Origin of the sequence: Mesorhizobium sp. YC-39 (assembly GCF_025753795.1) — a bacterium.
Classification (GTDB): Bacteria; Pseudomonadota; Alphaproteobacteria; order Rhizobiales; family Rhizobiaceae; genus Mesorhizobium.
Map to the genome: position 1 here is coordinate 82,114 of NZ_JAOWPS010000003.1, position 24,468 is coordinate 106,581.

At 62.1% G+C, this 24,468-nt stretch carries 37 protein-coding genes; 1 reads left to right on the forward strand and 36 read right to left on the reverse strand.

The genetic code is table 11. From position 1 onward, the window contains the following. Window positions 1–49 precede the first annotated feature (49 nt). The 8 genes from OHD62_RS16905 to OHD62_RS16940 all read right to left on the reverse strand — a co-directional run bounded on the left by OHD62_RS16905 (window position 50) and on the right by OHD62_RS16940 (window position 7,748). Window positions 50–841 carry an ATP12 family chaperone protein gene (locus tag OHD62_RS16905; protein WP_263784007.1) on the reverse strand — a complete coding sequence of 264 codons (792 nt, stop codon included), beginning with the start codon at window positions 839–841 and terminating at the stop codon, window positions 50–52. A 12-nt stretch (window positions 842–853) separates the two neighbouring features. Next, window positions 854–1,729, reverse strand: coding sequence for a DMT family transporter (locus OHD62_RS16910; protein WP_263786701.1), 876 nt, complete (start codon window positions 1,727–1,729; stop codon window positions 854–856). 49 nt (window positions 1,730–1,778) lie between these two features. Further along, complete coding sequence (locus tag OHD62_RS16915; protein ID WP_263784008.1) at window positions 1,779–2,759, reverse strand: RluA family pseudouridine synthase; 981 nt, start codon at window positions 2,757–2,759, stop codon at window positions 1,779–1,781. A 39-nt stretch (window positions 2,760–2,798) separates the two neighbouring features. Continuing rightward, entirely contained in the window at window positions 2,799–3,173 is a 375-nt protein-coding gene (gene crcB, locus OHD62_RS16920) for a fluoride efflux transporter CrcB (protein WP_263784009.1), read from the reverse strand. 26 nt (window positions 3,174–3,199) lie between these two features. Further along, window positions 3,200–4,030: an aspartyl/asparaginyl beta-hydroxylase domain-containing protein gene (locus OHD62_RS16925; RefSeq protein WP_263784010.1), complete on the reverse strand. Its 831-nt coding sequence runs from the start codon at window positions 4,028–4,030 to the stop codon at window positions 3,200–3,202. Between the two features lie 179 nt (window positions 4,031–4,209). After that, the gene (locus tag OHD62_RS16930; protein WP_263784011.1) at window positions 4,210–4,896 is read right to left on the reverse strand and encodes a DUF930 domain-containing protein; all 687 of its coding nucleotides are present in this window, start codon (window positions 4,894–4,896) and stop codon (window positions 4,210–4,212) included. A 2-nt stretch (window positions 4,897–4,898) separates the two neighbouring features. Then, on the reverse strand, window positions 4,899–6,209 hold the full coding sequence (locus OHD62_RS16935) for a replication-associated recombination protein A (protein ID WP_263784012.1): 1,311 nt from the start codon (window positions 6,207–6,209) through the stop codon (window positions 4,899–4,901). A 51-nt stretch (window positions 6,210–6,260) separates the two neighbouring features. Beyond that, window positions 6,261–7,748 (reverse strand): DegQ family serine endoprotease, encoded by a 1,488-nt coding sequence (locus OHD62_RS16940; protein ID WP_263784013.1) that lies wholly within the window; start codon window positions 7,746–7,748, stop codon window positions 6,261–6,263. A gap of 141 nt (window positions 7,749–7,889) precedes the next feature. On the opposite strand from OHD62_RS16940, the gene OHD62_RS16945 reads away from it, so the two are divergent. Continuing rightward, window positions 7,890–8,333, forward strand: coding sequence for a hypothetical protein (locus tag OHD62_RS16945; protein WP_263784014.1), 444 nt, complete (start codon window positions 7,890–7,892; stop codon window positions 8,331–8,333). A 249-nt stretch (window positions 8,334–8,582) separates the two neighbouring features. On the opposite strand, the gene rplQ is transcribed toward OHD62_RS16945, so the two are convergent. The 28 genes from rplQ to tuf all read right to left on the reverse strand — a co-directional run bounded on the left by rplQ (window position 8,583) and on the right by tuf (window position 24,430). Beyond that, on the reverse strand, window positions 8,583–9,014 hold the full coding sequence (gene rplQ, locus OHD62_RS16950; RefSeq protein ID WP_023682598.1) for a 50S ribosomal protein L17: 432 nt from the start codon (window positions 9,012–9,014) through the stop codon (window positions 8,583–8,585). Window positions 9,015–9,118: 104 nt separating this feature from the next. Beyond that, window positions 9,119–10,129, reverse strand: coding sequence for a DNA-directed RNA polymerase subunit alpha (locus OHD62_RS16955; RefSeq protein ID WP_008875677.1), 1,011 nt, complete (start codon window positions 10,127–10,129; stop codon window positions 9,119–9,121). A 102-nt stretch (window positions 10,130–10,231) separates the two neighbouring features. After that, window positions 10,232–10,621 carry a 30S ribosomal protein S11 gene (gene rpsK / locus OHD62_RS16960; protein ID WP_006205444.1) on the reverse strand — a complete coding sequence of 130 codons (390 nt, stop codon included), beginning with the start codon at window positions 10,619–10,621 and terminating at the stop codon, window positions 10,232–10,234. A gap of 127 nt (window positions 10,622–10,748) precedes the next feature. Beyond that, entirely contained in the window at window positions 10,749–11,117 is a 369-nt protein-coding gene (rpsM, locus tag OHD62_RS16965; protein WP_006205445.1) for a 30S ribosomal protein S13, read from the reverse strand. Between the two features lie 201 nt (window positions 11,118–11,318). Further along, entirely contained in the window at window positions 11,319–11,918 is a 600-nt protein-coding gene (locus tag OHD62_RS16970; RefSeq protein ID WP_263784022.1) for an adenylate kinase, read from the reverse strand. Continuing rightward, window positions 11,915–13,255 carry a preprotein translocase subunit SecY gene (gene secY, locus OHD62_RS16975; protein ID WP_107648177.1) on the reverse strand — a complete coding sequence of 447 codons (1,341 nt, stop codon included), beginning with the start codon at window positions 13,253–13,255 and terminating at the stop codon, window positions 11,915–11,917. Before secY ends, OHD62_RS16970 begins: the two co-directional genes overlap by 4 nt. 192 nt (window positions 13,256–13,447) lie before the next feature. After that, the gene (gene rplO, locus OHD62_RS16980) at window positions 13,448–13,921 is read right to left on the reverse strand and encodes a 50S ribosomal protein L15 (RefSeq protein WP_263784023.1); all 474 of its coding nucleotides are present in this window, start codon (window positions 13,919–13,921) and stop codon (window positions 13,448–13,450) included. Window positions 13,922–13,943: 22 nt separating this feature from the next. Beyond that, window positions 13,944–14,141, reverse strand: a complete 198-nt coding sequence (gene rpmD, locus OHD62_RS16985; protein WP_006205449.1) for a 50S ribosomal protein L30 — start codon at window positions 14,139–14,141, stop codon at window positions 13,944–13,946. A gap of 25 nt (window positions 14,142–14,166) precedes the next feature. Beyond that, on the reverse strand, window positions 14,167–14,730 hold the full coding sequence (rpsE, locus tag OHD62_RS16990; RefSeq protein WP_006333394.1) for a 30S ribosomal protein S5: 564 nt from the start codon (window positions 14,728–14,730) through the stop codon (window positions 14,167–14,169). A 76-nt stretch (window positions 14,731–14,806) separates the two neighbouring features. After that, window positions 14,807–15,166, reverse strand: coding sequence for a 50S ribosomal protein L18 (rplR, locus tag OHD62_RS16995; RefSeq protein ID WP_097577173.1), 360 nt, complete (start codon window positions 15,164–15,166; stop codon window positions 14,807–14,809). A 138-nt stretch (window positions 15,167–15,304) separates the two neighbouring features. After that, window positions 15,305–15,838 carry a 50S ribosomal protein L6 gene (gene rplF / locus OHD62_RS17000; RefSeq protein ID WP_263784026.1) on the reverse strand — a complete coding sequence of 178 codons (534 nt, stop codon included), beginning with the start codon at window positions 15,836–15,838 and terminating at the stop codon, window positions 15,305–15,307. A gap of 47 nt (window positions 15,839–15,885) precedes the next feature. Continuing rightward, window positions 15,886–16,284 carry a 30S ribosomal protein S8 gene (gene rpsH, locus OHD62_RS17005; RefSeq protein ID WP_006205453.1) on the reverse strand — a complete coding sequence of 133 codons (399 nt, stop codon included), beginning with the start codon at window positions 16,282–16,284 and terminating at the stop codon, window positions 15,886–15,888. A 12-nt stretch (window positions 16,285–16,296) separates the two neighbouring features. Further along, the gene (rpsN, locus tag OHD62_RS17010) at window positions 16,297–16,602 is read right to left on the reverse strand and encodes a 30S ribosomal protein S14 (RefSeq protein ID WP_008875671.1); all 306 of its coding nucleotides are present in this window, start codon (window positions 16,600–16,602) and stop codon (window positions 16,297–16,299) included. Between the two features lie 27 nt (window positions 16,603–16,629). Continuing rightward, window positions 16,630–17,229, reverse strand: a complete 600-nt coding sequence (gene rplE / locus OHD62_RS17015) for a 50S ribosomal protein L5 (RefSeq protein WP_263784029.1) — start codon at window positions 17,227–17,229, stop codon at window positions 16,630–16,632. Further along, window positions 17,222–17,536 carry a 50S ribosomal protein L24 gene (rplX, locus tag OHD62_RS17020; RefSeq protein WP_013531428.1) on the reverse strand — a complete coding sequence of 105 codons (315 nt, stop codon included), beginning with the start codon at window positions 17,534–17,536 and terminating at the stop codon, window positions 17,222–17,224. The genes rplE and rplX overlap by 8 nt, the downstream gene beginning before the upstream one ends. 12 nt (window positions 17,537–17,548) lie before the next feature. Further along, window positions 17,549–17,917 carry a 50S ribosomal protein L14 gene (rplN, locus tag OHD62_RS17025; RefSeq protein WP_006205457.1) on the reverse strand — a complete coding sequence of 123 codons (369 nt, stop codon included), beginning with the start codon at window positions 17,915–17,917 and terminating at the stop codon, window positions 17,549–17,551. 72 nt (window positions 17,918–17,989) lie between these two features. Next, the gene (gene rpsQ, locus OHD62_RS17030; RefSeq protein WP_006205458.1) at window positions 17,990–18,229 is read right to left on the reverse strand and encodes a 30S ribosomal protein S17; all 240 of its coding nucleotides are present in this window, start codon (window positions 18,227–18,229) and stop codon (window positions 17,990–17,992) included. Between the two features lie 11 nt (window positions 18,230–18,240). Continuing rightward, on the reverse strand, window positions 18,241–18,441 hold the full coding sequence (gene rpmC / locus OHD62_RS17035; protein ID WP_263784033.1) for a 50S ribosomal protein L29: 201 nt from the start codon (window positions 18,439–18,441) through the stop codon (window positions 18,241–18,243). Window positions 18,442–18,454: 13 nt separating this feature from the next. Continuing rightward, entirely contained in the window at window positions 18,455–18,868 is a 414-nt protein-coding gene (gene rplP, locus OHD62_RS17040; RefSeq protein ID WP_006205460.1) for a 50S ribosomal protein L16, read from the reverse strand. Between the two features lie 27 nt (window positions 18,869–18,895). After that, complete coding sequence (rpsC, locus tag OHD62_RS17045; protein WP_107648179.1) at window positions 18,896–19,618, reverse strand: 30S ribosomal protein S3; 723 nt, start codon at window positions 19,616–19,618, stop codon at window positions 18,896–18,898. Next, complete coding sequence (gene rplV / locus OHD62_RS17050; protein ID WP_006205462.1) at window positions 19,618–20,007, reverse strand: 50S ribosomal protein L22; 390 nt, start codon at window positions 20,005–20,007, stop codon at window positions 19,618–19,620. The genes rpsC and rplV overlap by 1 nt, the downstream gene beginning before the upstream one ends. A 2-nt stretch (window positions 20,008–20,009) precedes the next feature. Beyond that, complete coding sequence (gene rpsS, locus OHD62_RS17055; protein WP_006205463.1) at window positions 20,010–20,288, reverse strand: 30S ribosomal protein S19; 279 nt, start codon at window positions 20,286–20,288, stop codon at window positions 20,010–20,012. Window positions 20,289–20,304: 16 nt separating this feature from the next. Further along, complete coding sequence (gene rplB, locus OHD62_RS17060) at window positions 20,305–21,138, reverse strand: 50S ribosomal protein L2 (RefSeq protein WP_195174889.1); 834 nt, start codon at window positions 21,136–21,138, stop codon at window positions 20,305–20,307. 22 nt (window positions 21,139–21,160) lie between these two features. After that, complete coding sequence (locus OHD62_RS17065) at window positions 21,161–21,454, reverse strand: 50S ribosomal protein L23 (RefSeq protein ID WP_263784036.1); 294 nt, start codon at window positions 21,452–21,454, stop codon at window positions 21,161–21,163. Continuing rightward, a complete protein-coding gene (gene rplD, locus OHD62_RS17070) occupies window positions 21,451–22,071 on the reverse strand; it encodes a 50S ribosomal protein L4 (protein ID WP_263784037.1) in 621 nt (206 codons plus the stop codon). The genes OHD62_RS17065 and rplD overlap by 4 nt, the downstream gene beginning before the upstream one ends. Continuing rightward, on the reverse strand, window positions 22,071–22,820 hold the full coding sequence (gene rplC, locus OHD62_RS17075; protein ID WP_097577176.1) for a 50S ribosomal protein L3: 750 nt from the start codon (window positions 22,818–22,820) through the stop codon (window positions 22,071–22,073). Before rplC ends, rplD begins: the two co-directional genes overlap by 1 nt. Before the next feature lie 59 nt (window positions 22,821–22,879). Beyond that, complete coding sequence (gene rpsJ / locus OHD62_RS17080) at window positions 22,880–23,188, reverse strand: 30S ribosomal protein S10 (RefSeq protein ID WP_006205468.1); 309 nt, start codon at window positions 23,186–23,188, stop codon at window positions 22,880–22,882. A gap of 66 nt (window positions 23,189–23,254) precedes the next feature. Continuing rightward, on the reverse strand, window positions 23,255–24,430 hold the full coding sequence (gene tuf / locus OHD62_RS17085) for an elongation factor Tu (protein ID WP_263784038.1): 1,176 nt from the start codon (window positions 24,428–24,430) through the stop codon (window positions 23,255–23,257). Window positions 24,431–24,468: the final 38 nt, after the last annotated feature.

Consider the following 24,468-nt stretch of genomic DNA (forward strand, 5'->3'; position numbering starts at 1 on the left):
CTTTGGTCTAATGCATCGGCGCGAAAGCCCCGCGTCGCCGTGGGCGCCTTCAGGTCTTGAGCGCCTCAAGCAGGCTGACGGCGGCCATCATGTCGCACTTGCGGGCCGAGCGGCGCGCGACGGCTTCGGCATCCTGGCCCCAATGCTCGGCCTGCCAGTCTTCGTCGACATGGCCGGCGGTCCAGGCCGCCTCACCGTCGAGTTCGCCGAAGTCGACAGCCAGCGCCAGCAGCGCCGATCCCGTCAGCGAGGTCATGACGTGGATCGACGCCAGCCGCAGCGGATCCTTGCGCTGGGCAAGATGAACGCCCAGCACGGCGATTGTCTCGCGCGGCTGCTCGACATGGATGACCCCTTCGGCGAGATGGAACCGCGCACCGAGCGCTGTTCGCGCCCAGTCGACGACCGGATCCCAATGCTCGTTCTGCCGGTCGACCAGCCCTTGCGGCGCGTCGGCGCGATAGCAGAGCAGGTCGGACGAGGCGAAGCGCAATATGTCTTCCAGCACCGCTTGCGGGTCGCTGGCGACGCCGTCGATGGCCGTGTTGGCGAGGCGCAGGACCGGCATCGTCACCGGGTCGATGGTCTCGCCCTGCGCGGCGAATTCGTCAGCGACCAGGCCGGCAGCCTTTTCGTTTGGCAGCGCCAGCAGCGCCTTGCCCGGCGTGCGCACCGGCTTGCCGTCGAGATGAACAGCAAATCCATCGTCGAGCGGTGCGACCGAGACGGTTTTGTAGAAGCGTTTCGGTAAATGCGTCTTCATCTGGATCTGGGCGCGGCGCACCGGATCCGGGTCGGAAAGCTGCTTTCCTGCTTCGAGGTCGTTGAGAATATCGCGCATGGAAGGTCTCTCTTAAACCGGCGCCAGCTTGCGCGCCGGCCGGTTGACGATGATCAGACCGGCGGCGATGAGGCCGAGCGCCAAGAAAATGCGGACAGTCAGCGGCTCGTTCAGGATGACGGCGCCGCACAGCACGCCGAACACCGGCGACAGGAAGGTGAAGCTTGACAGGCCCGATGCCGGATAGCGCCTGAGCAGCCAGAACCAGAGCACATAGGTGAAGGCGACGACATAGACGGCCTGGAACAGCAGGGCCAGTGTCGGCAAGGCAGCAAAGTCGCGGACCGGCGGCCCGGCGAAAGGCAGCACCAGGACGCCGACCAGGATGGCGCCGGCCAGTTGATAGAGCAACAACTTCTCGGCGCTGGTCTCGGCCAGTTTCGACCGCTTGATGACGATGCTGGTCAGAGCCCAGAGGATGCCGGCGCCAAGACTGAGCAAGTCACCAGTCAATGTCACGCCGTTGCCGGCGCTCACCTTGTCGGAGAACACGGCGACCAGACCGGCGAAAGCCAAGAGAAGACCGAGGAGCTTGCGCGCGGTTATGCGCTCGTCCAGCAGGAAATGACCGCCGACCAGCACCCAGAACGGCATGGTGTTGACCAGGAGCGTGTTGCGGGCAACCGTCGTGTGTTCGAGGCCGACATAGAGAAACAGAAACTCGATGCCGAAGAGCACGCCCACCACAATGCCCGCGACAAGGGTCTTGTCGGGCGTGAACAGCTTAATGCCGCGCCAGCGGCACCAGCCAAAAACGCACAGGCCACCGATGATGGAGCGCGCCACCGACAGGAAAACGGGATCGTAGCCAGCATAGGAGATCTTGGCGGCGACGTAGTTCAGCCCCCAGGACAGCGTCAGCCCGACCATGATGGCTGCGGCGGCCATGTCGACTGCGTCACGCCGGTCGAGCGTATCGGTGGCGACGCCCACTGCCCTAGTCCTCCGCGCTGGCGTCGTCGAAGCCGATCAGGTTCCAGCTCTGGCGCATATGCGGCGGCATCGGCGCGGTCACATCGATGACGCCTTTGTCCGGGTGCGGAATGACGATGCGGCGCGCATGCAGGTGCAGCCGGTTTTGAATGCCGCCTGGAAAATCCCAGTTGGTGTCGGCCTCGAAATATTTGGGGTCGCCGATAATCGGGCAGCCGATATGGGCGGCATGAACACGAAGCTGGTGGGTGCGGCCGGTATAGGGCTCCATTTCCAGCCAGGTCATCGTTTGTGCCGCCTGCTCGACGACGCGATAATAGGACACGGCGTGGTCGGCGCCCTTCTCACCATGCGCGGCAACGCGAACCCGGTCGCCGTCAGGCGTCGGCTCCTTGATCAGCCAGGTCGAGATCTTGTCCTCGCGCTTTGGCGGCACGCCCTTGACCAAGGCCCAGTAGGTCTTCTGGGTCTCGCGCGCCCGGAACGCCTCGGAGAGCTTCATCGCCGCAAGCCTTGTGCGCGCGACGACCAGCACGCCCGACGTGTCGCGGTCGAGCCGGTGCACCAGGCGCGGCTTTTCGCCCTTCTGGTTGCGCCAGGCTTCCAGCATGTCGTCGACATTGCGGGTGACGCCCGAGCCGCCCTGGACGGCGAGGCCCGCCGGCTTGTTGAAGACGAAGACCTTTGGATCTTCATGGATCAACATCTTGGCGAGCACATCGGCGTCGCCCTGGTTGCGGATCGAGTGGCCGGTGAGCGGGCTCTCGCCCTTCTTGTCGACTTCGAGCGGCGGCACGCGAACCATCTGGCCTGGTTCGACGCGGGTGTCGGCCTTCACCCGGCCGCCATCGACGCGGATCTGGCCGGAGCGCAAGAGCTTTTGCAGATGGCCGAAGCCGAGACCCGGGAAATGGGTCTTGAACCAGCGATCGAGCCGCATGCCCGCCTCGCCGGCCTCCACTGTGATCTGTTCAACGCCTGCCATTTTTCTCGCTTTACCCCGTTTGGAACGGGGGCAATAGCATTAAGGCAGGCTTCTTGCGAGCCAAAGACCCAGGAACAGGGCGATAATGGCGCCAATGACGCTGGCAAGCGCATATCCGAACGCCGGCAGTGTTGCGCCGCGCTCCCACAGCGTCGCGAAATCCAGTGAAAAGGCAGAGAACGTGGTGAAGCCGCCGAGGATGCCGGTGGCAACGAACAGCCTGAGCTCGGCTGATCCGCCACGCCGCATCATGGTGGCTATGAACAGGCCCATGACGAAGGAGCCGACGACGTTGATCGCCATCGTGCCCCAGGGATAGTTGGGACCGACAAGGCGCAGCGCGACGAAATTGGCGACGTGGCGAAGCCCGGCACCGATGGCACCGCCCGTGGCGACGAGAAGCAGGTTTAACATTGCCGTCTACTGCTCCTGCATTTCCCTCAGTTCGCCCCGACCTTCTTCGGCTTGCTGGAGCCGATCATCTTCCAGTTCTTGTAGAACATGGAATTGATCCGCTCGACGCTGACCGAGACGATCGCGAGAAGGGCCGAGATCAGGCCGGGAAACGGCGATGGCCGGATGATATCCATAAAGACGCAGTAGCGGCGCCCGTCATATTCGTTCACTGAGCGATGCAGCAGCGTGTCGTCGAAGATGAACAGCGGATTGTCGTGCCAGTAGTTCTTGACGTTGCCGCACTGGACAAAAACCTCGGCCTTCACCGGGATCAGATTGTAGAGGATGCGCAGGCTGAGCCGGAGCGGCCCGAAGTGCCAGGAGGTCGATTCGCGACCGCTAAAAACCGACACGGCGATGGTCTTTATGTATTTGAAATCCTTGTTGAATTCGGCAACATTGTCGATTTTGTGCTTGCCGTACCACTGGTAGACATACATGCCGCGCCGGCCGGTGCCGAAATTGGCGTCGATGTCTGCGATGATCTCATCCTTGCGCGCCTTGAAGACGTCGAGAACCTCATTGACCTCGCGCTGATAGTCCGGCGGAAACTGTTCCAGCTTCCAGACGCCGGGGTTTCTGTAACACAGCAGATCGACCAACAGGTTGAAGGGCGAAAGCAACCAGGTGAAGATGCCGTTGCCGAGGAAATAGCCGCGAAACAGCGACCATTCCTTATTGTCGTTGCGAAGGACATCGATCAGGCCGAGGACGATGAAAAGCGTCGTTAGGATCGGGATGAAGTAGAGGCCGAGCACAAGCAGCGGTACGGCAATAGCAAACTGCCGAAGGGATTTGCGAAGTTTCTTGGTCATTTTCCACGCGCTATGCGCGATCCTTCTTCGAAAAATGTTCTTGCCAAATCTGGCGGCGCCGCCGCCGGCCGCGCGCTGTGATAGAATTTTTTATTCCACGGTACACATCACACTACTGTGACTTGCCGGCGACACTGTACCTGATCGGCTCAGATTCGACACCTGTGTCAGAATAGACATCAGTGCATCGCCGGGAGGCCGAGCTCGTCCCATTTCTTCTTGGGCACGGGGTCGCCGACCAGGAACGCGAAGCCGATGACGCTTTCGCCATCCCGCGCCAGCTCGCATGTGAACTTTAGAGCATACCAATTCCTGCGGCTGCGAAAGGCTGCTCCGTTGGCGATCACGGAGGTTCCGGAGATCTTCTCCTCGGCCATCGCGTAAGGCACCACCCGTTCCGGCTGGAAATCAGCGCGCCATTTGCGGATCTGGTCCATCGCTTCGAGATTGCAAAGCTGCACCATGCGCTCGCCGGAGGTAAATGTCGCAAGATCGGCGCGCGCCTGCCTGCTGCGCGGATCGGCGAGCGTCTTTGCCGACAGCATTTCCGTCGGACGGATCATGGCCGGAGGCGCTGCCGCTGATGATGGTGGCGCCTCGCGCGCAGGCGCCGTAGCGACAGAAGGAACCGGTGCGGCGGGTGCTACCGGCGCGGGCTTCGCATTTCCTAGCGCCTGGAGTTGTTCCGGCGTCAGTATTTCGACCGAAACCGGATCCTCCTGCAGCCGTTTCGGGTGCTTCGGGACTGGCATCAGCGCCAGCGTGGCGGCGAGCATCATGTGCAGGACGACGGAAGCCGAAATGCCCCAAGGCAAGTCTTCGCCCCAAGGTGCGAGAATGGGCGCAAGGACGGCCGTGCGCGCCAAGCCTACTTTTCCCGCTCGCTTCTCAGCTTCGCCCAATAATCGAGGCGCTTTCTGATATCGCGCTCGAAGCCACGTTCGGGCGGATCGTAGAATGTGTGCCGGCCCATCTTTTCGGGGAAATAATCCTGGCCGGAAAAAGCGTCGGGCTCGTCATGGTCATAGCGATACCCCGAGCCGTAGTCCTCCTCCTTCATCAGCTTGGTCGGCGCATTGAGGATGTGCTTGGGCGGCAGCAGCGAGCCGAATTCCTTGGCTGCGCCGGTGGCGGCCTTGAAGGCTGTGTAGACGGCGTTGGATTTGGGAGCGGTGGCGAGATAGACGGTGGCTTCGGCGAAGGCAAGCTCACCCTCAGGCGAGCCCAGATAGTCGTAGGCATCCTTGGCGGCGTTGGCGATGACCAGGGCCTGCGGGTCGGCAAGCCCGATATCCTCCATCGCCATGCGCACCAGCCGGCGGCCGAGATAGAGCGGATCCTCGCCGGCATCGAACATGCGGGCAAGATAGTAGAGCGCCGCATCCGGGTCGGAGCCGCGCACCGATTTATGCAGCGCCGAGATCAGATTGTAGTGGCCGTCCTGGCCCTTGTCGTAGATCGGCGCGCGGCGCTGGACGATGCGCTGCAGGCCGTCGGCGCCGAACACCTCGCCTGATTTGGCCGCCCGCCAGACTTCCTCCGCCAGCGTCAGCGATGCACGGCCGTCGCCGTCGCTCATGCGGATGAGCATCGCCCGCGCCTCGTCATCGAGCGGCAGCGCCCTGCCCTCGGTCTCCTCCGCCCGCGCCAGGAGTTTGGCGATGCTGTCCTCACTGAGCGAATGAAACACCAGCACGCGCGCGCGGGATAGAAGCGCCGCATTCAGCTCGAAAGAGGGGTTTTCAGTCGTCGCGCCAACCAGCACGACGGTGCCGTCTTCCATGACGGGCAGGAAACTGTCCTGCTGGGCGCGGTTGAAACGATGGATCTCGTCGACAAAGAGCAATGTCTGACGGCCATTGGAGCGGCGCAGCTTTGCCGACTCGAATACCTTCTTCAGGTCGGCGACGCCGGAAAACACCGCCGATATCTGCTCGAAGGCAAGACTGGTCTCGCCGGCAAGCAGTCGCGCGACCGTCGTCTTGCCCGTGCCGGGCGGGCCCCAGAAGATCATCGAGCCGAGCGAGCCGGAACCGATCAGCCGCGTCAGCGCACCGTCAGGCCCGGTCAGATGCTCCTGGCCGACAACCTCGCCGAGGTTCTTCGGACGCAAGCGGTCGGCCAGCGGCCGGCCGGGTGGCGCCTTGTCAGGCTCATCGACGCTGAACAGATCGGCCATGCACTTCTTTTGGTTGGAGCGCGACCTCGCACAGAGAGGCGGAGACCGAGCTCAGTAACGCAACACTTGGCGCATTATCTGCCCGCCGCGCTCGACGGTAAAGCGCCACCAGCGCGTATCCTGCTGGGCTATTTGCGCCAGCGTCGCGGCGGTGTCGATGGTCGTGCCATTGACTTCGCGAACGATGTCGCCCGGCTGGAAGCCGAAATCGGCCGCAGGCGAATCGCGGTTGATGTCGACCACGGTGACGCCCTTGACATCCGTGCGAACGCCGAGCCGCTGGGCAAGGCGCGGCGACAGGTCCGCAACCTTGGCGCCCGAAAACGGGCTGCGGCCGCGCAGTGTCACTTCCGAGGATTTTGCACCTTCCGGCGCGCGTTCCAGCGCGATGTCCATCGTCGCCTGCTGTCCCTTGGTCAGGACGGCGAAACTGGCATTGGTGCCGATCGACAGCGTCGCCATCCGGTAGTCCAAGGCCTCGATGCTCTCGATCGGCTTGCCATTCAGCGACAGCACGACATCGCCGGGCTTGAGACCGGCCCTGGCGGCCGGGCCTGCCTCTTCGACCGACGAAACAAGCGCGCCGGTCGGCTTTTCCATGCCAAGCGATTCGGCGATCTGCGGCGTCACGCGCTCGAATTCGGCGCCGACATAAGGCCGCTCGAAGAAGTCGAGCCCGGCCTTGGCGGCGTCGACGAAAGCGCGAACCATGTTCGAAGGTATGGCAAAGCCAATGCCGATCGAGCCGCCGCTGCGGCTGTAGATCGCCGTGTTGATACCGACCAGCTGACCGCCCATGTTGATCAGCGCGCCGCCGGAATTGCCGGGGTTGATCGCGGCGTCGGTCTGGATGAAGAAGCCGGAATCGGAAACGCCGATATGGCTGCGGGCAAGTGCGGAAACGATGCCGCTGGTGGTGGTCTGACCGACACCGAAGGGATTGCCGATGGCCAGCAAAAGGTCGCCGACCTCGAGCGCGTCGGAATCGCCGATGGCGATCACCGGAAACGGCTTGTCGGAGGAAATCTTGAGCACGGCGAGATCGAGCGTCTCGTCCTTGAGCAGCACCTTTGAGTCGAATTCACGCCCGTCCGCGGTCGCGACCTTGACCTGATCGGCGTTCTTGACGACGTGGAAATTGGTGACCACCACCCCTGTCGGATCGACCAGCACGCCGGAGCCGAGCGAGGACTGCGCGCGCGGCTGCGAACGGCCGAAGAATTCCTCGAAGAACGGGTCGCCGTCGAAAGGCGAGGTCACCTTGGCGGTCTGCGAGGCATAGACATTGACCACCGCCGGCGCCGTCTGCTTGACCAGCGGCGCGAAGGACAGTTGCACCTCCTCGCGGCCGAACGGCACGCGCTTGTCGGGACCGGACGTGGCATTTTCGCCTTCGACGCCATGCAGCAGATCGGTCAGCACGTCAGACAGGCCGGGATCGGTCTTGGTCTCCTCGGCCAGCGCCTGCCTGATCACTGGCGCGGCTGCGAATGCCAGCATCGCGCAGAGCAGAACAAGGGACAGCTGTTTGATGCGCATTCCGAATCCTCCGAGGCAAGTTCGGGTGCATTGTCCCGACGATTGTGCAGAATGAAAGGCTAAGGTGCTGAAATCTGATTATTTTCGACAGGCAAAGCGGCTATAGGTCAGTTTGAAAACCGGAAAGCCTCGTCGGCCCTCATGAAAAAACAACTCCTGTCATTCCGTGATTTTTTGAAGACCGGCAAATTAGGCCCGGTCTCTCCCGACATGAAGCTGATTGAGATTGCCGGGGCTCTCGGCTCACCTGAAGGCTGGAATATCGATGAAGATGCTCCTATTCCGCTCTATTGGTTTTTTGGCAAGCTGGAGATTTCCTTCGATAGCATCGCTCCCTACCAGATGAACTGGTTTCAAATCGAAGGAGCAGCACAACTCCGGGGCAAGTTTGAATCACTGACCGAGCAGTTTAAGCTTTCGTTGGATGGATTCGGCGGTGAGACGAAACCCTCGGAATTCCTCGCTGCAGATCTCTGGGATTCTAAGCAAGCGACCGTCTACTACGCTGCGCTGAGCGACGATATTTTGCTGAACATTTGCGCCGGCCGCGTCCAATTGCACTTCAGGTCGACACGGCGTTCATAGGCGGTCGCGAAGCGATCGAATGTCTGGATGAATCGACGTTGTCTCGGTTTGTTCGAGATATCGACTCTCACACCAAGGTCGACAGCATTTATTCATATCCGCAGACTGCCAAGGAAGAGATGCCTGGGGCATTCAATTGGCGGTCGCTGACCGGTCAGGATTATCTCAATCTGCTTCGATAGCCGGTCAAAGAGCGTGAAATAGAAAGGGGCCCGCAGGCCCCTTGAACTCACTCAGGAAAACCGAAGCTTATGCGGCCGCGGCTTCCTCGTCGGTGCCTTCCGCTTCGATACGGGCACGGTCGCCGGCGCCCTTGGCCGAGGTGTCGCGATCGACGAACTCGATGACCGCCATCGCGGCATTGTCACCGTGGCGGAAACCCGCCTTCATGATGCGCAGATAGCCGCCGTTGCGGGTGGCGTAGCGCGGCGCGATGGTGTCGAACAGACGCTTGACGACGCCTTCATTGCCGATCTGGGCAATCACCTGGCGGCGGGCGTGCAGGTCGCCGCGCTTGCCGAGCGTCACCAGCTTCTCGACGATCGGTCTGAGGTCCTTCGCCTTCGGCAGGGTGGTGACGATCTGCTCGTGCTCAAGCAGCGACACGGCGAGGTTGGCGAACATTGACTTGCGGTGGCTAATGCTTCGGGCGAAGCGGCGGCCTTTGAAACCGTGGCGCATGGCTCTTTTCCTTCTTCAGTTGTTCAAGAGGCCACGGCCTCTGATGGTTTTCCGCATGACCGTCGGATCGAGCGGCTCACGCCGCCGATCCTTGGAATTCATGCTCAATATTGATCTTCGTAACGCTTGGCGAGGTCTTCGATGTTTTCCGGCGGCCAGTCCGGCACTTCCATGCCGAGGTGCAGACCCATCGCCGCCAGGACTTCCTTGATCTCGTTCAGCGACTTACGGCCGAAGTTCGGGGTGCGCAGCATCTCGGCTTCGGTCTTCTGGATCAGGTCGCCGATATAGACGATGTTGTCGTTCTTCAGGCAGTTGGCCGAACGAACCGAAAGCTCGAGCTCGTCGACCTTCTTGAGCAGCGCCGGGTTGAAGGCAAGTTCGGTCACCTGTTCGGCGGCGACTTCCTTCTGTGGCTCGTCGAAATTGACGAACAGGCCGAGCTGGTCCTGCAGGATGCGGGCAGCGAAAGCCACCGCGTCCTCACCCGAGATCGAACCGTCGGTCTCGATGGTCATGGTCAGCTTGTCATAGTCGAGAACCTGGCCCTCGCGGGTGTTCTCGACCTTGTAGGAGACCTTCTTGACCGGCGAATAGAGGCTGTCGACCGGGATCAGGCCGATCGGCGCGTCCTCGGCGCGATTGCGCTCGGCCGGCACGTAACCCTTGCCGGTGTCGACGGTGAATTCCATGCGGATCTCAGCGCCTTCGTCCAGCGTGCAGATGACGTGGTCGGGGTTGAGGATCTCGACATCGCCGACCGTCTGGATGTCGCCGGCGAGAACCGCACCTGGGCCCTGCTTGCGCACGACCATGCGCTTGGGCCCGTCGCCTTCCATGCGGATGGCGATTTCCTTGATGTTCAAGACGATGTCGGTCACGTCCTCGCGCACGCCGGCGATGGACGAGAATTCATGCAGAACGCCGTCGATCTGCACGGCGGTCACAGCCGCACCGCGCAGCGAAGACAGAAGCACGCGACGCAGCGCGTTGCCGAGCGTGAGGCCAAAGCCCCGCTCGAGCGGCTCGGCGACCAGCGTGGTCAGCGTCTTCTTCTTCGACGAGAACTCGATCTTGTTCGGTTTGATCAGTTCCTGCCAATTTTTCTGGATCATGATGCTTTCCTTCCGTTGACCCGCCACCATCCAATCGTGGCGGGCGACCTGGAATGCCGTGGAGGAGCGCCGTAGAGGCGCTCGCGCGGCGTTCGGTAATTCTTAAACGCGGCGCTTCTTGCGCGGGCGGCAGCCATTGTGCGGGATCGGCGTCACATCACGGATCGAGGTGATGGTGAAGCCGGCCGCCTGCAGGGCGCGCAGCGCTGATTCACGACCGGAGCCGGGTCCGCAGACCTCGACCTCGAGCATGCGCATGCCGTGTTCCTGGGCCTTCTTGGCGACGTCCTCGGCAGCCATCTGGGCGGCGAACGGGGTCGACTTGCGCGAACCCTTGAAGCCCTGGGCACCGGCCGACGACCAGGCGATCGAATTGCCCTGCGCGTCGGTGATGGTGATCATCGTGTTGTTGAAGGTCGAATTGACGTGGGCAACGCCCGACGAGATGTTCTTGCGTTCGCGACGGCGAACACGGGCGGCTTCCTTGGCCATGGTAGTCCTTTCAGTTGATCTCTACACCGCCGTAATGCCAGCGGCTCCACCTTGAGAGCGAGTAGTGAGTAGGGAATAGCGAATAGGGATCCCCCTACTCGCTAATGGCTACTCGCTATTCGCTCACTTACTTCTTCTTGCCGGCGATCGACTTGGCCGGGCCCTTGCGGGTGCGTGCATTGGTATGCGTGCGCTGGCCGCGAACCGGCAGCGAGCGACGATGGCGCAGGCCGCGGTAGCAGCCGAGGTCCATCAGCCGCTTGATGTTCATCGACACTTCGCGGCGCAGGTCGCCCTCGACCTGGTAGTCGCGATCGATCGTCTCGCGGATCTGCAGGACTTCGGCGTCGGTCAGCTGGTTGACGCGGCGCTCGGCCGGGATGCCAACCTTGTCGACGATCTCCTGGGCGAACTTCTTGCCAATGCCGTGAATGTACTGAAGCGCGATGACAACGCGCTTGTTGGTCGGAATGTTGACGCCGGCTATACGAGCCATGTTCTTCTCTTCTCCATATGGGCCGGACGAACCGGCGCTATCCAAATTGCCCCGCGTCCGGTGGAGGCCGGCCCTTGCGGGAGTTTCCAGTTCAAAGCGGGCTGCCTTGCCCTTGCGGACAAGCAAAGCCCATGCGTGACAGGAAGACGGGCCGCCATACCCCAGCGGACCGTTCCAGTCAAGCGCAATCGTTCGCTTTCTCTAGGCAGCCTCTTGGGTGGCTGATTTGAGCACTGCTTCTATCTGTTCGGTGACGGCATCGATGCCGGCCATTCCGTCGACGCCTCTGAGCTTGCCCTTGGCGTAGTAGTAGCCGATCAGCGGCGACGTTTTCTTGTAGTATTCCCGCAGGCGTTCCTCGAACACCGCTGGATTGTCGTCCTTGCGCACCGGCAGACCGGCGGCCTTGGTCTCTTCGGCGCGCTTGACGATACGACCAACCAGCGCCTTGTCGTCGACGACAAGTTCGATGACGACGTCGAGAGAGAGGCCGCGCTCCCTAAGCATCGATTCAACCGCATCCGCCTGAACGAGAGTTCGCGGATAGCCGTCAAGGATGAAGCCCTTGGCGCAATCGGGCTGGTCGATGCGCTCGGCCACGATGGCGTTGACGATCGCATCGGAAACCAGCTCGCCAGCATCCATTACAGCCTTGGCGCGCTTGCCGACTTCGGTGCCGGCCTGGACGGCCGCACGCAGCATGTCGCCAGTGGAAAGCTGGGGTATGCCGTGCTTTTCTACCAGTCTTTGTGCTTGTGTCCCCTTGCCCGCTCCTGGCGGCCCAAGCAATATCAACCTCATCTGGCCTTCTTCCCCCCGCGCAGCTTCGACTTCTTGATCAGGCCCTCATACTGGTGCGCGATCAGGTGACCCTGAATTTGCGCCACCGTATCGAGCGTTACACTGACCACGATCAGAAGCGATGTGCCACCAAGGTAGAATGGTACGCCAGTCGCCGAAATCAGGAACTCGGGCAGCAGACACACCAGCACCAGATAGACGGCGCCGACGACGGTGATGCGGGTGAGAACGTAGTCGATGTAATCGGCGGTGCGCTCGCCCGGACGGTAGCCCGGAATGAAGCCCGAATGCTTCTTGAGCTGGTCGGCGGTGTCCTTCGGGTTGAAGACGATCGCCGTGTAGAAGAAGGCGAAGAACACGATCATCGCCGCGTAGAAGGCCATATAGAGCGGCTGGCCATGGCCGAGAGCCGCCAGGATGGTGCTGGCCCAGGCAGGCATGTTGGTGGTCTGCGAGAAGCCGGCGACGGTTGCCGGCAGCAACAGCAGCGACGAGGCGAAGATCGGTGGAATGACGCCGGCCGTATTGAGCTTGAGCGGCAGGTGCGAGGTGTCGCCCTGGAACATGCGGTTGCCGACCTGGCGCTTCGGATACTGGATCAGCAGGCGGCGCTGGGCGCGCTCGAAGAACACGATCAGCGCGATGACGACGACGGCGAGAACAATGATCGCCAGGATCAGGCCGGTCGACAACGCGCCGGTACGGCCAAGCTCCAGCGTGCCGGAGATGGCATGCGGCAGGCCGGCGACGATGCCGGCGAAGATGATCAGCGAAATGCCGTTGCCGATGCCGCGCGCGGTGATCTGCTCGCCGAGCCACATCAGGAACATGGTGCCGCCAACCAGCGTGACGACGGTCGAGATGCGGAAGAACATGCCGGGATCGCTGACGATGCCGTTGCCGCCCTCCAGCCCGACCGAAATGCCGTAGGCCTGCACCAGTGCCAGCAGCACTGTGCCATAGCGCGTGTACTGGTTGATGATCTTGCGGCCCTGCTCGCCTTCCTTCTTCAGTGCTTCCAGCGACGGGATGACCGAGGTCATCAACTGCATGATGATGGAGGCGGAGATGTAAGGCATGATGCCCAGCGCAAAGATCGCCATGCGCTGCACGGCGCCGCCGGCGAACATGTTGAACATGCCGAGCACGCCCTTGCTCTGCGACTGAAAGGCCTGGGCGAAAGCGTCGGGATTGATGCCGGGAAGCGGGATATAGGTGCCGAGGCGGTAGACGAGCAGCGCGCCGATAGTGAACCAGATGCGTTTCTTCAGATCCTCCGCCTTGGCGAAGGCCGAAAAATTCAGATTCGAGGCCAGTTGTTCAGCAGCCGAAGCCATGCCTGATTCTCCGCTTGGTCACGCTCAAAGGCCCGCAGGACAGGCGGCGCGTATCACCGAAACTCACGAGATAAGCTCCGGACCGTAAACATGCAAGCGGCCGCGTTGACGCGGCCGCCATATTGATCAAATCAAAGCGCAATCGAAAGCAGAACCGGGTCGCACTTTCGCCGATCGCGCTCCAAATCGCCGTTACTCGGCGGCTGCCTTTTCCGGCAGCTTGACCGAACCGCCGGCCTTTTCGATCTTCTCGATTGCTGCCTTGGAGGCGCCGGCCACGTCGAAGGCGAGCTTGGCCTTGATGTCGCCATCGGAGAGGATTCGCACGCCGTCCTTGACGCGGCGGATGACGCCGGCCGCGACCAGCGCGTCGGCCGTCACGGTCGCCTTCGCGTCGAGCTTCTTGGCATCGAGCGCGGCCTGGATGCGGGCCAGCGACACGACAACAAAGCTCTTGGCGAAGATGTTGTTGAAGCCGCGCTTCGGCAGACGCCGGTAGAGCGGCATCTGGCCACCCTCGAAGCCGTTGACGGCGACGCCGGAGCGCGCCTTCTGGCCCTTGACGCCGCGACCAGCGGTCTTGCCCGAGCCGGAACCAATGCCGCGGCCGAGACGCTTCTTGGAATGCGTGGCGCCGTCCTTGTCACGCAGATCGTTGAGTTTCATCTTGCTTCTCCTGCGCTTTTGCTCAGCCCTCGTCCACGACGCGGACGAGATGCTGGACGGCAGCGATCATGCCGCGCACGGAGGGCGTATCCTCCAGCGTGCGCTGCTTGTGCATCTTGTTGAGGCCGAGGCCGACCAGCGTCGCGCGCTGCTCCTTCGGCCGGCGGATCGGCGAACCGATCTGCTCAACGGTGATGGTCTTGGTTGCTTTCTTGGCCATGGTCAAAATCCCTGGTCAGAGCAGACTATTCTTCGGCCGCAACGGCGGTGCCGCGGCGGGCCTGAAGCGTCGAATACTTGATGCCACGCGCAGCAGCCACATCCTTGGGATGCATCTGGCTCTTCAGCGCGTCGAAGGTGGCGCGAACCATGTTGTAGGGGTTCGACGACCCCATCGACTTGGCGACCACGTCATGCATGCCGAGCGTCTCGAAGACGGCGCGCATCGGGCCGCCGGCGATGATGCCGGTACCCTGCTTGGCGGCGCGCAGCAGCACGCGTCCGGCGCCCCAGCGTCCCTCGACGTCGTGGTGCAGCGTGCGGCCCGAGCGCAGCGGCACGAAGATCATGTCGCGCTTGGCCGATTCGGTTGCCTTGCGGATCGCCTCAGGCACTTCGCGCGCCTTGCCGTGACCAAAGCCGACGCGGCCTTTCTGGTCGCCGACGACGACAAGTGCTGCAAAACCGAAGCGACGGCCGCCCTTGACGACCTTGGCGACGCGGTTGATGTGGACGAGCTTGTCCACCATGCCATCGTCGCGCTCTTCACGATCGCGACCGCGGCCGCCATCCCTACGTTCCTGTGCCATATCCTGTTCCTTGTTTTTTTCCGGAAGCACGGTTGATGATAAGATCCGGCACCTCTGTGGGTTGCCGGGAGCGAAATTAGAAGCTCAAGCCACCTTCACGGGCAGCCTCGGCCAGCGCCTTGACGCGGCCGTGATAGATATACGGGCCGCGGTCGAAAACGACTTCCTTGACGCCGGCCTTCGAGGCGCGCTCGGCGATCAGCTTGCCGATCGCGGCGGCAGCCGCGGTGTCGGCGCCGGTCTTGAGCGAACCCTTGAGGTCCTTCTCCAAGGTCGAGGCGGCGGCGATGGTGTGGCCCTTGGCGTCGTCGATGACCTGAACGTAGATGTTCTTCGACGTGCGGTGGACCGACAGACGCGGACGCTCGCCCGCGACCTTCTTGATCTGGCGGCGGACGCGCTGAGCGCGGCGCTGTGTGGATTCTTTCGAGCCCATGATATCAGTTCCTTGCCTTCAAAAAACGGGGGCAACCATATGCGGTAGGACAGGCCTCCCGCGACCGCTCCCCGCGGCGTTACATTTCTTTGACTTGGTCCTTTCCGAAAAGTCTGCAACTTTTCGGGGCCAAGCCCACTACTTCTTCTTGCCTTCCTTGCGGACGATCTTCTCGCCAGCATAGCGGACGCCCTTGCCCTTGTAGGGCTCGGGACTGCGGTATTCGCGGATCTCGGCGGCAACCTGGCCGACCTGCTGCTTGTCGATGCCGGTCACGGTGATTTCCGTCGGCTTCGGCACCGCAATCGTGATGCCCTGCGGCGTCTCGTAGACGACGTCATGGCTGAAGCCGAGCGCCAGCTGCAGGTTCTTTCCCTGCATGGCGGCACGATAGCCGACGCCGGTGATCTCGAGCTTCTTTTCGAAACCGTCCTTGACGCCCTGCAGGATGTTGACGATCTGCGTGCGCGACATGCCCCATTTGGAGCGGGCGGTCTTGGTCTGGTCGCGCGGCTGGACAGCGATCTCCGAGCCTTCCATCTTGACCAGCACTTCGTCGTTCACCACGAACTTCAGCTCGCCCTTGGGGCCCTTCGCCGTGACGGTCTGGCCATCGACGGTCGCGGTCACGCCCTGCGGCAGCGAAACGGGTTTCTTTCCAATACGAGACATTTTGTTGTCCTCGTCACTTCTCTTGTTTCAGGTCTCTGTTTTCCAGATCAGAAGATCTGGCAGAGGATTTCGCCGCCGACATTCTGTTCGCGCGCTTCGTGATCGGCCATCACGCCCTTCGGTGTCGAAAGGATGGCGATGCCGAGGCCGTTGGCGACGTGCGGGATCGACTTGGCCGAAACGTAGACGCGGCGGCCGGGCTTCGAGACGCGGGCGATTTCGCGCACGACCGGCGCACCGTCGAAATACTTCAGCTCGATCTCGATTTCGGACTTGCCGTTGTCGAAGTCGGTCTGGCTGTAGTCGCGGATATAGCCTTCAGCCTTCAGCACGTCGAGGACGCGGGTACGCAGGCGCGAGGCCGGCGTCGAAACGCTCGACTTCTTGCGGCCATAGGCGTTGCGGATGCGGGTCAGCATATCGCCGAGAGGATCGCTCAATGACATGTTATGTCCTCCTTACCAGCTCGACTTGACCAGGCCCGGGATCTGGCCGTTATTGCCGAGATCACGAAGCGCGATGCGCGATACTTTGAGCTTGCGATAGTAGGCGCGCGGACGTCCCGTGACTTCGCAGCGGTTGCGGATGCGGATCTTGGCCGAGTTGCGCGGCAGGGCAGCAAGCTTGAGCTGGGCGCGGAAGCGCTCTTCCATCGGCTTGGACTGATCCATGATGATCGCCTTGAGCGCCTTGCGCTTGGGACCGTACTGGTCCGCAAGCTTACGGCGCCTGTTGTTCTTCTCGACTGAGCTGGTCTTTGCCATTTCAGATTTTTCCTTTTCTCGCTGCCGTTACTGGCGGAAGGGGAAGTTGAAGGCCTTGAGCAATGCCCTGGCTTCGTCGTCCGTCTTCGCAGTCGTACAAACGATGACGTCCATGCCCCAGATCTGATCAACCTTGTCGTAGTTGATCTCCGGGAACACGATGTGTTCCTTGATGCCCATGGCATAATTGCCGCGGCCATCGAAGCTCTTTGGATTGAGTCCGCGGAAGTCGCGGACGCGCGGCAGCGCAATGTTTACGAGGCGGTCGAGGAACTCGTACATGCGTTCCTTGCGCAGCGTGACCTTGGCGCCGATCGGCATCTTCTCGCGGACCTTGAAGCCGGCGATCGAATTGCGGGCACGGGTGACGACGGCCTTCTGGCCGGCGATCATCGCAAGGTCTTCCGCCGCGATCGAAGGCTTCTTCGAATCGCCGGTCGCTTCGCCGACGCCCATGTTCAGCACGATCTTGTCGATGCGGGGAACCTGCATCTCGTTCTCGTAGCCGAACTGCTCCTGCAGCGCCTTGCGGATGGTCTCGTTGTAGACCTGCTTGAGGCGCGGCGTGTTCTGGGCCTTGGACTGCTTGCTTTCAGCGTTGGGCTTCGTGGTTTGAGCCTTAGCCATTGATGACTTCTCCCGAGCGCTTGGCGACGCGCACCTTCTTGCCGTCCTTCTGGAAGATGAAGCCGACGCGGGTCGGCTTGCCATCCTTGGGGTCGGCCAGCGCGATGTTCGACAGCTGGATCGGCGCTTCCTTGGTGATGATCCCGCCCTCCTGGGACTGGGACTGCTTCTGGTGACGACGGATCATGTTGACGCCGCGCACCAGCGCGGTGTCTTCCTTCGGCTGTACCGAGAGGACTTCGCCCGAACGGCCCTTGTCCTTGCCGGCCAGCACGACGACCTTGTCGCCTTTTCTAATCTTTTGCATTGGTCCGGCTCCTTACAGCACTTCAGGCGCGAGCGAGATGATCTTCATGTGGTTCTTGGCGCGCAGCTCACGCGGAACCGGTCCGAAGATACGGGTGCCGATCGGCTCTTTCTTGTTGTCGACAAGAACGGCCGCGTTCTTGTCGAAACGGATCACGCTGCCGTCCGGGCGGCGGATGTCCTTGGCCGTGCGAACCACGACCGCCTTCATCACATCGCCCTTCTTCACGCGGCCGCGCGGGATGGCTTCCTTGATCGACACCACGATGATGTCGCCCACGGAAGCGTATTTCCGCTTCGAGCCGCCCAGCACCTTGATGCACATGACACGACGGGCGCCGGAATTATCCGCGACGTCGAGGTTTGTTTGCATCTGAATCATGACTGGCCGCCTTCTTCTTTTCTAACGGGATGAGCTCAAAGCCCCTCCCCGGTCTGTCCAAAATTCGTTTGTTTACGCCTGGTCCGAGGCCACGACGATCCAGCGCTTATCCTTGGAAATCGGCTTCGATTCCTGGATGAACACCTGATCGCCAACCTTGTGGGCGTTGTTCTCGTCGTGCGCCTTGTACTTCTTGGTCATGCGCACGGTCTTCTTCATCACGGGATGCGTGAAGCGCCGTTCGACCTTGACGACAACCGTCTTCTCGTTCTTGTCGCTGACGACGGTGCCCTGCAGAATGCGCTTTGGCATGGTTTTCGTCCTTAAGCCTTCTTGGCCGCGGATTTTTCCGCGGCGATGGTCTTGATGCGCGCAATGTCCTTGCGGACCTGCCTCACGCGCGCGGTCTTCTCGAGCTGGCCGGTGGCCTTCTGGAAGCGCAGATTGAACTGCTCCTTCTTCAGGCTGGCCAAATCGTCGGTCAACTGGTCCTGGGTCTTGGCCCGGATGTCTTCGGCTTTCATGATCAGCCCGTCCTTATTCTGCGATGCGCTGTACGAAGCGCGTCCTGACCGAGAGCTTGGCAGCGCCGAGACGCAGCGCCTCACGGGCGGTTTCCTCGTTAACACCGTCGATCTCGAACATGATGCGGCCAGGCTTGACGCGGGCCGCCCAGTAGTCGACCGCGCCCTTGCCCTTGCCCATGCGGACTTCGGTCGGCTTGGAAGTGACCGGCACGTCCGGGAAGATACGGATCCACACACGGCCGGCGCGCTTCATCTCGCGGGTGATCGCGCGGCGGGCCGCTTCGATCTCACGCGCGGTGACGCGGTTCGGCTCAAGCGCCTTCAGCCCGAAACCACCGAAATCCAGGTTGGTGCCGCCCTTGGCGGTACCGTGGATGCGGCCCTTGAACTGCTTGCGGAACTTTGTGCGCTTTGGCTGCAGCATCGTTCTAACTCCAAATTCTCAAATGTCTTACGCGTTTTCGCGACGGCGACCGCGTTCGCGCTCACCACCACCGCCATGCGCGTCGCCCTCGGTCGCGCGGCGCTCCGAAGCCATCGGGTCGTGCTCAAGGATCTCGCCCTTGAACACCCATACCTTGACGCCGCAGATGCCGTAAGCCGTGTGCGCTTCAGCCGTGCCGTAGTCGACATCGGCGCGCAGCGTATGCAGCGGCACGCGGCCTTCGCGGTACCACTCCATGCGCGCGATCTCGGCGCCGCCGAGACGGCCGGCGCAGTTGATGCGGATGCCTTCGGCACCGAGGCGCATCGCCGACTGCACGGCGCGCTTCATGGCGCGACGGAACGCGATGCGGCGCTCGAGCTGCTGGGCGATCGACTGGGCGACCAGGGTCGCGTCGATCTCGGGCTTGCGCACTTCGACGATGTTGAGGTGCGTCTCCGACTTGGTCATCTCCATCAGCTTCTTGCGAAGCTTCTCGATGTCGGCGCCCTTCTTGCCGATGATCAGGCCCGGGCGCGCCGCATGGATGGTGACGCGACACTTCTTGTGCGGACGCTCGATCACGACCTTCGAGATCGCGGCCTGCTTGAGTTCCTTCTCAAGATATTTGCGGATCTTGATGTCCTCGTGCAGCAGCTTGCCGTACTCGCCAGTGTTCGCGAACCAGCGCGAATCCCAGGTGCGGTTGATGCCGAGACGCAGACCGATCGGATTGACTTTCTGGCCCATTATGCGGCCTCCCCTTTTTCTTCGACTTCACGAACGACGATCGTGAGGTGCGAGAACGGCTTCTCGATACGGCTGGCGCGACCACGACCACGGGCATGGAACCGCTTCATGACGATCGACTTGCCGACATAGGCTTCCGCCACGATCAGCGCATCGACGTCGAGGTCGTGGTTGTTTTCCGCGTTGGCGATCGCCGATTCCAGCGTCTTCTTGACCGTGCCGGAAATCCGCTTGGCCGAGAATTCGAGGTCGGAAAGCGCTGTCGCGACCTTCTTGCCGCGGATCAGCGCGGCAACCAGGTTCAGCTTCTGCGGGCTGATACGGATCGTGCGCAGAACGGCGCGCGCTTCGTTGTCAGCAAGCCTGCGCGGAGCTTTGGCCTTGCCCATGATTATTTCCTCTTCGCCTTCTTATCCGCGCCATGACCGTAGTAGGTCCGGGTCGGAGCGAATTCACCGAACTTGTGGCCGACCATGTCCTCGTTCACCGAAACGGGAACATGCTTCTGGCCGTTATAGACACCGAAGGTGAAGCCGACGAACTGCGGCAGGATGGTGGAGCGACGGCTCCACATCTTGATCACCTCATTGCGACCGCCTTCACGAACCTTGTCCACCTTCTTGAGAAGGTAGCCGTCGATGAAGGGGCCTTTCCAAATAGAACGAGTCACTTGGCGTTACCTCTTCTTAGCTCTTGCGCTGATGGCGCGAGCGCAGGATGAACTTGTCGGTCGCCTTGTTGGACCGCGTCTTCTTGCCCTTGGTCGGCTTGCCCCAGGGCGAAACCGGATGGCGGCCGCCCGAGGTGCGGCCTTCGCCGCCGCCATGCGGATGGTCGACCGGGTTCATGGTCACGCCGCGATTGTGCGGACGCTTGCCGCGCCACACCGTGCGGCCTGCCTTGCCGTCATTGATGTTGCCGTGGTCCGGATTGGACACGGCACCGACGGTGGCCATGCAGGAACCGTGCACGACACGCTGCTCACCAGAGTTGAGGCGCAGGATCGCCATGCCCTGGTCGCGACCGACGAGCTGGCCATAGCCACCAGCCGAACGGGCAACCTGAGCGCCCTTGCCCGGCTTCAGCTCGATGTTGTGGACGATGGTGCCGACCGGCATCGAGGCCAGCGGCATCGCATTGCCCGGCTTCACGTCGACCGATTCGCCGGCCACGATCTTATCGCCGGGAGCCAGACGCTGCGGGGCGATGATGTAGGACAGCTCGCCATCGTCATACTTGATCAGCGCGATGAAGGCGGTGCGGTTCGGATCGTATTCAATGCGCTCGACCGTGCCGACGACGTCGAACTTGCGCCGCTTGAAGTCGATGATGCGGTACGAACGCTTGTGACCGCCGCCGATGAAGCGGGCCGTGATGCGGCCGTAATTGTTGCGGCCGCCCGACTTGGTCAGGCCTTCGGTCAGGCCCTTGACGGGCTTGCCCTTGTAGAGGCCCGAGCGGTCGACGATGACCAGCTGGCGGGTGCTCGGCGTTACCGGGTTGAATTTTTTAAGTGCCATTGTCCTGTCCTCGCGGCCTTGCTCAGAGACCCGTCGCGACGTCGATCGACTGGCCGTCGGCCAGCGTCACAACCGCCTTCTTGACGTCGCTCTGGCGGCCGGTCGTGCCGCGGAAGCGCTTGATCTTGCCCTTGCGGACAAGCGTGTTCACGGCCATCACCTTGACGCCGAACAGCGCTTCGACGGCGGCCTTGATTTCCGGCTTCGACGCCTTCTTGGCGACGTTGAAGACGACCTGGTTCTGCTCGGAAGCCATGGTCGACTTTTCGGTGATCGCTGGCGAGACGATCACGTCGTAGTGACGAAGGTCGGTCATTTAAAGCGCTCCTCGAGAGCCTCGACGGCGGCCTTCGAAAGGACCAGCGTGCCGCGGCGCAGAATGTCGTAGACGTTGATGCCCTGGATGGGCAGCACGTCGATGTTGGGGATGTTCGTCGCCGCCAGCTTGAAATTCTTGTCAAGCTCGGCGCCACCGATCACCAGGGCGTTGGTCAGGCCCAACGTCGCGAAATTCGCGATCAGCGCCTTTGTCTTGGCCTCGGTCAGCTTCAGCTCGTCGATGATGATGATCGACGCGCTCTTGGCCTTGGCTGAGAGAGCATGCTTGAGGCCGAGAGCGCGCACCTTCTTCGGCAGGTCGTGCTCGTGGCTGCGAACGACCGGGCCGTGGGCCTTGCCGCCGCCGCGGAACTGGGGAGCGCGTGCCGAATGGTGACGGGCGCGGCCCGTACCCTTCTGCTTGTACATCTTGGCGCCGGTGCGCGCGATTTCGGCGCGACCCTTGGCCTTGTGCGTGCCCTGCTGCTTCTTGGCCAACTGCCAGCGCACGACGCGCTGCAGGATGTCCTCGCGCGGGTCAAGGCCGAAAATCTCCTCGGAGAGTTTCACCTTGCCGGCGTCCTTGCCGCCCAGCGTTGTGATCTTGATGTCCATTATTCCGCTCCCTCTGTGGCCGGGGCATCGTTCACTGCGGCCGGGGCATCGTTCTTGGCGCCATCATTGGTCGCAACGGCGCGGATCGCGGCAGGCTTCGGCGCATTGGCCGGAAGTGCCACCTTGGCCGCGTCGCGGACCAGGATCCAAGCGCCCTTCGAACCGGGAACCGCGCCGCGGATCAGGATCAGGCCGCGATCGGCGTCGGTCGAAACGATCTCGACATTCTGCGTGGTGACGCGGGTGTCGCCCATGTGGCCAGCCATATGCTTGCCCTTGAATACCTTGCCCGGATCCTGGCGCTGACCGGTCGAACCGTGCGTACGGTGCGAGACCGAGTTACCGTGCGTCGCACGGCCGCCACCCATGTGGTGGCGCTTGATGACGCCCTGGAAACCCTTGCCGATCGTCGTGCCCGTCACGTCGACTTTCTGGCCGGCGACGAAGTGCTCGACGGTGATCTCGGCGCCGACATCGATCATGTTGTCGGCGGATACGCGGAACTCGGCAACCTTGGCCTTCGGCTCGACGGAAGCGGTCGCGAAATGGCCGCGCATCGCCTTCGACGTGTTCTTCACCTTGGCAAGGCCAACGCCGAGCTGAACGGCCGTATAGCCATTCTTCTCCTGCGTGCGCTGCGCCACGACCTGGCAGTTCTCCATCTGGAGAACGGTGACGGGAACATGTTCCCCGGCATCGTTATAGATGCGGGTCATTCCCACCTTCTTTGCAATCACACCTGAACGCATCGGTTCAATTCCTTTAGAGTTCCGGGCCGGGGCACCGCCCCTACCGCGCTCTCAATCCCTTAGAGCTTGATCTCGACGTCGACGCCGGCGGCCAGATCGAGCTTCATCAAAGCATCGACCGTCTGCGGGGTCGGATCGACGATGTCGAGCAGCCGCTTGTGCGTGCGCATCTCGAACTGCTCGCGGCTCTTCTTGTCGACATGCGGCGACCGGTTGACCGTAAACTTTTCGATCCGCGTCGGCAGCGGAATGGGGCCGCGGACGTTGGCGCCGGTGCGCTTGGCCGTCGACACGATTTCCCGCGTCGAGGCGTCGAGCACCCGGTGATCAAACGCCTTGAGGCGGATGCGGATATTCTGACCGTTCATTCGTCACTTCCTTGTTCTGGCGCGGCGCGGGCATCCCGCGCCCGCGACAGATCGGTTTAAGTCCAATTACTCTTTGATGGTGACGACGATGCCGGCACCGACGGTGCGGCCGCCTTCACGGATGGCGAAGCGCAGCTTCTCTTCCATGGCGATCGGCACGATCAGCTCGACATCGACCGTGATGTTGTCGCCGGGCATCACCATCTCGGTGCCCGCCGGCAGCGACACGATGCCGGTCACGTCCGTCGTGCGGAAGTAGAACTGCGGACGGTAGTTGGTGAAGAACGGCGTGTGACGGCCACCCTCGTCCTTGGTCAGGATGTAGGCTTCGGCCACGAACTTCTTGTGCGGCTTGACCGTGCCCGGCTTGGCCAGAACCTGGCCGCGCTCGACACCTTCACGGTCGACACCGCGCAGCAGCGCGCCGATGTTGTCGCCAGCCTGGCCCTGGTCGAGCAGCTTGCGGAACATCTCAACACCCGTGCAGGTCGTCTTGGTCGTCGGACGGATGCCGATGATCTCGAGCTCCTCGCCGACCTTGACCACGCCGCGCTCGACGCGGCCGGTCACAACCGTGCCACGGCCCGAGATCGAGAACACGTCCTCGATCGGCATCAGGAACGGCTTGTCGAGCGGACGAACCGGCGTCGGGATGTAGGCGTCGACCTGAGCCATCAGCTCGCGGATCGCGTCCTCGCCGATCTTCTTGTCGGAATCTTCCAAAGCCGCAAGCGCCGAACCCTTGACGATCGGAATGTCGTCGCCGGGGAACTCGTTCTTGGTCAGAAGCTCGCGCACCTCGAGCTCGACAAGCTCCAGAAGCTCGGCGTCGTCGACCTGGTCGACCTTGTTCAAAAACACCACGATCGACGGCACGCCGACCTGACGGGCCAACAGGATGTGCTCGCGGGTCTGCGGCATCGGGCCGTCGGCGGCCGACACGACCAGGATCGCGCCGTCCATCTGCGCGGCACCGGTGATCATGTTCTTGACATAGTCGGCGTGGCCGGGGCAGTCGACATGGGCATAGTGGCGGTTGGCCGTCTCGTATTCGACATGCGCCGTCGAGATGGTGATGCCGCGCGCCTTCTCTTCCGGCGCCGCATCGATCTGGTCATAGCGCTTGTATTCGCCAAAATACTTCGTGATCGCCGCCGTCAGCGACGTCTTGCCATGGTCAACGTGACCAATCGTGCCGATGTTCACATGAGGCTTAGTGCGCTCGAATTTACCTTTTGCCATGTGATGTCTCCATTTCCTGCTCGCCCATGCGGGCTTTG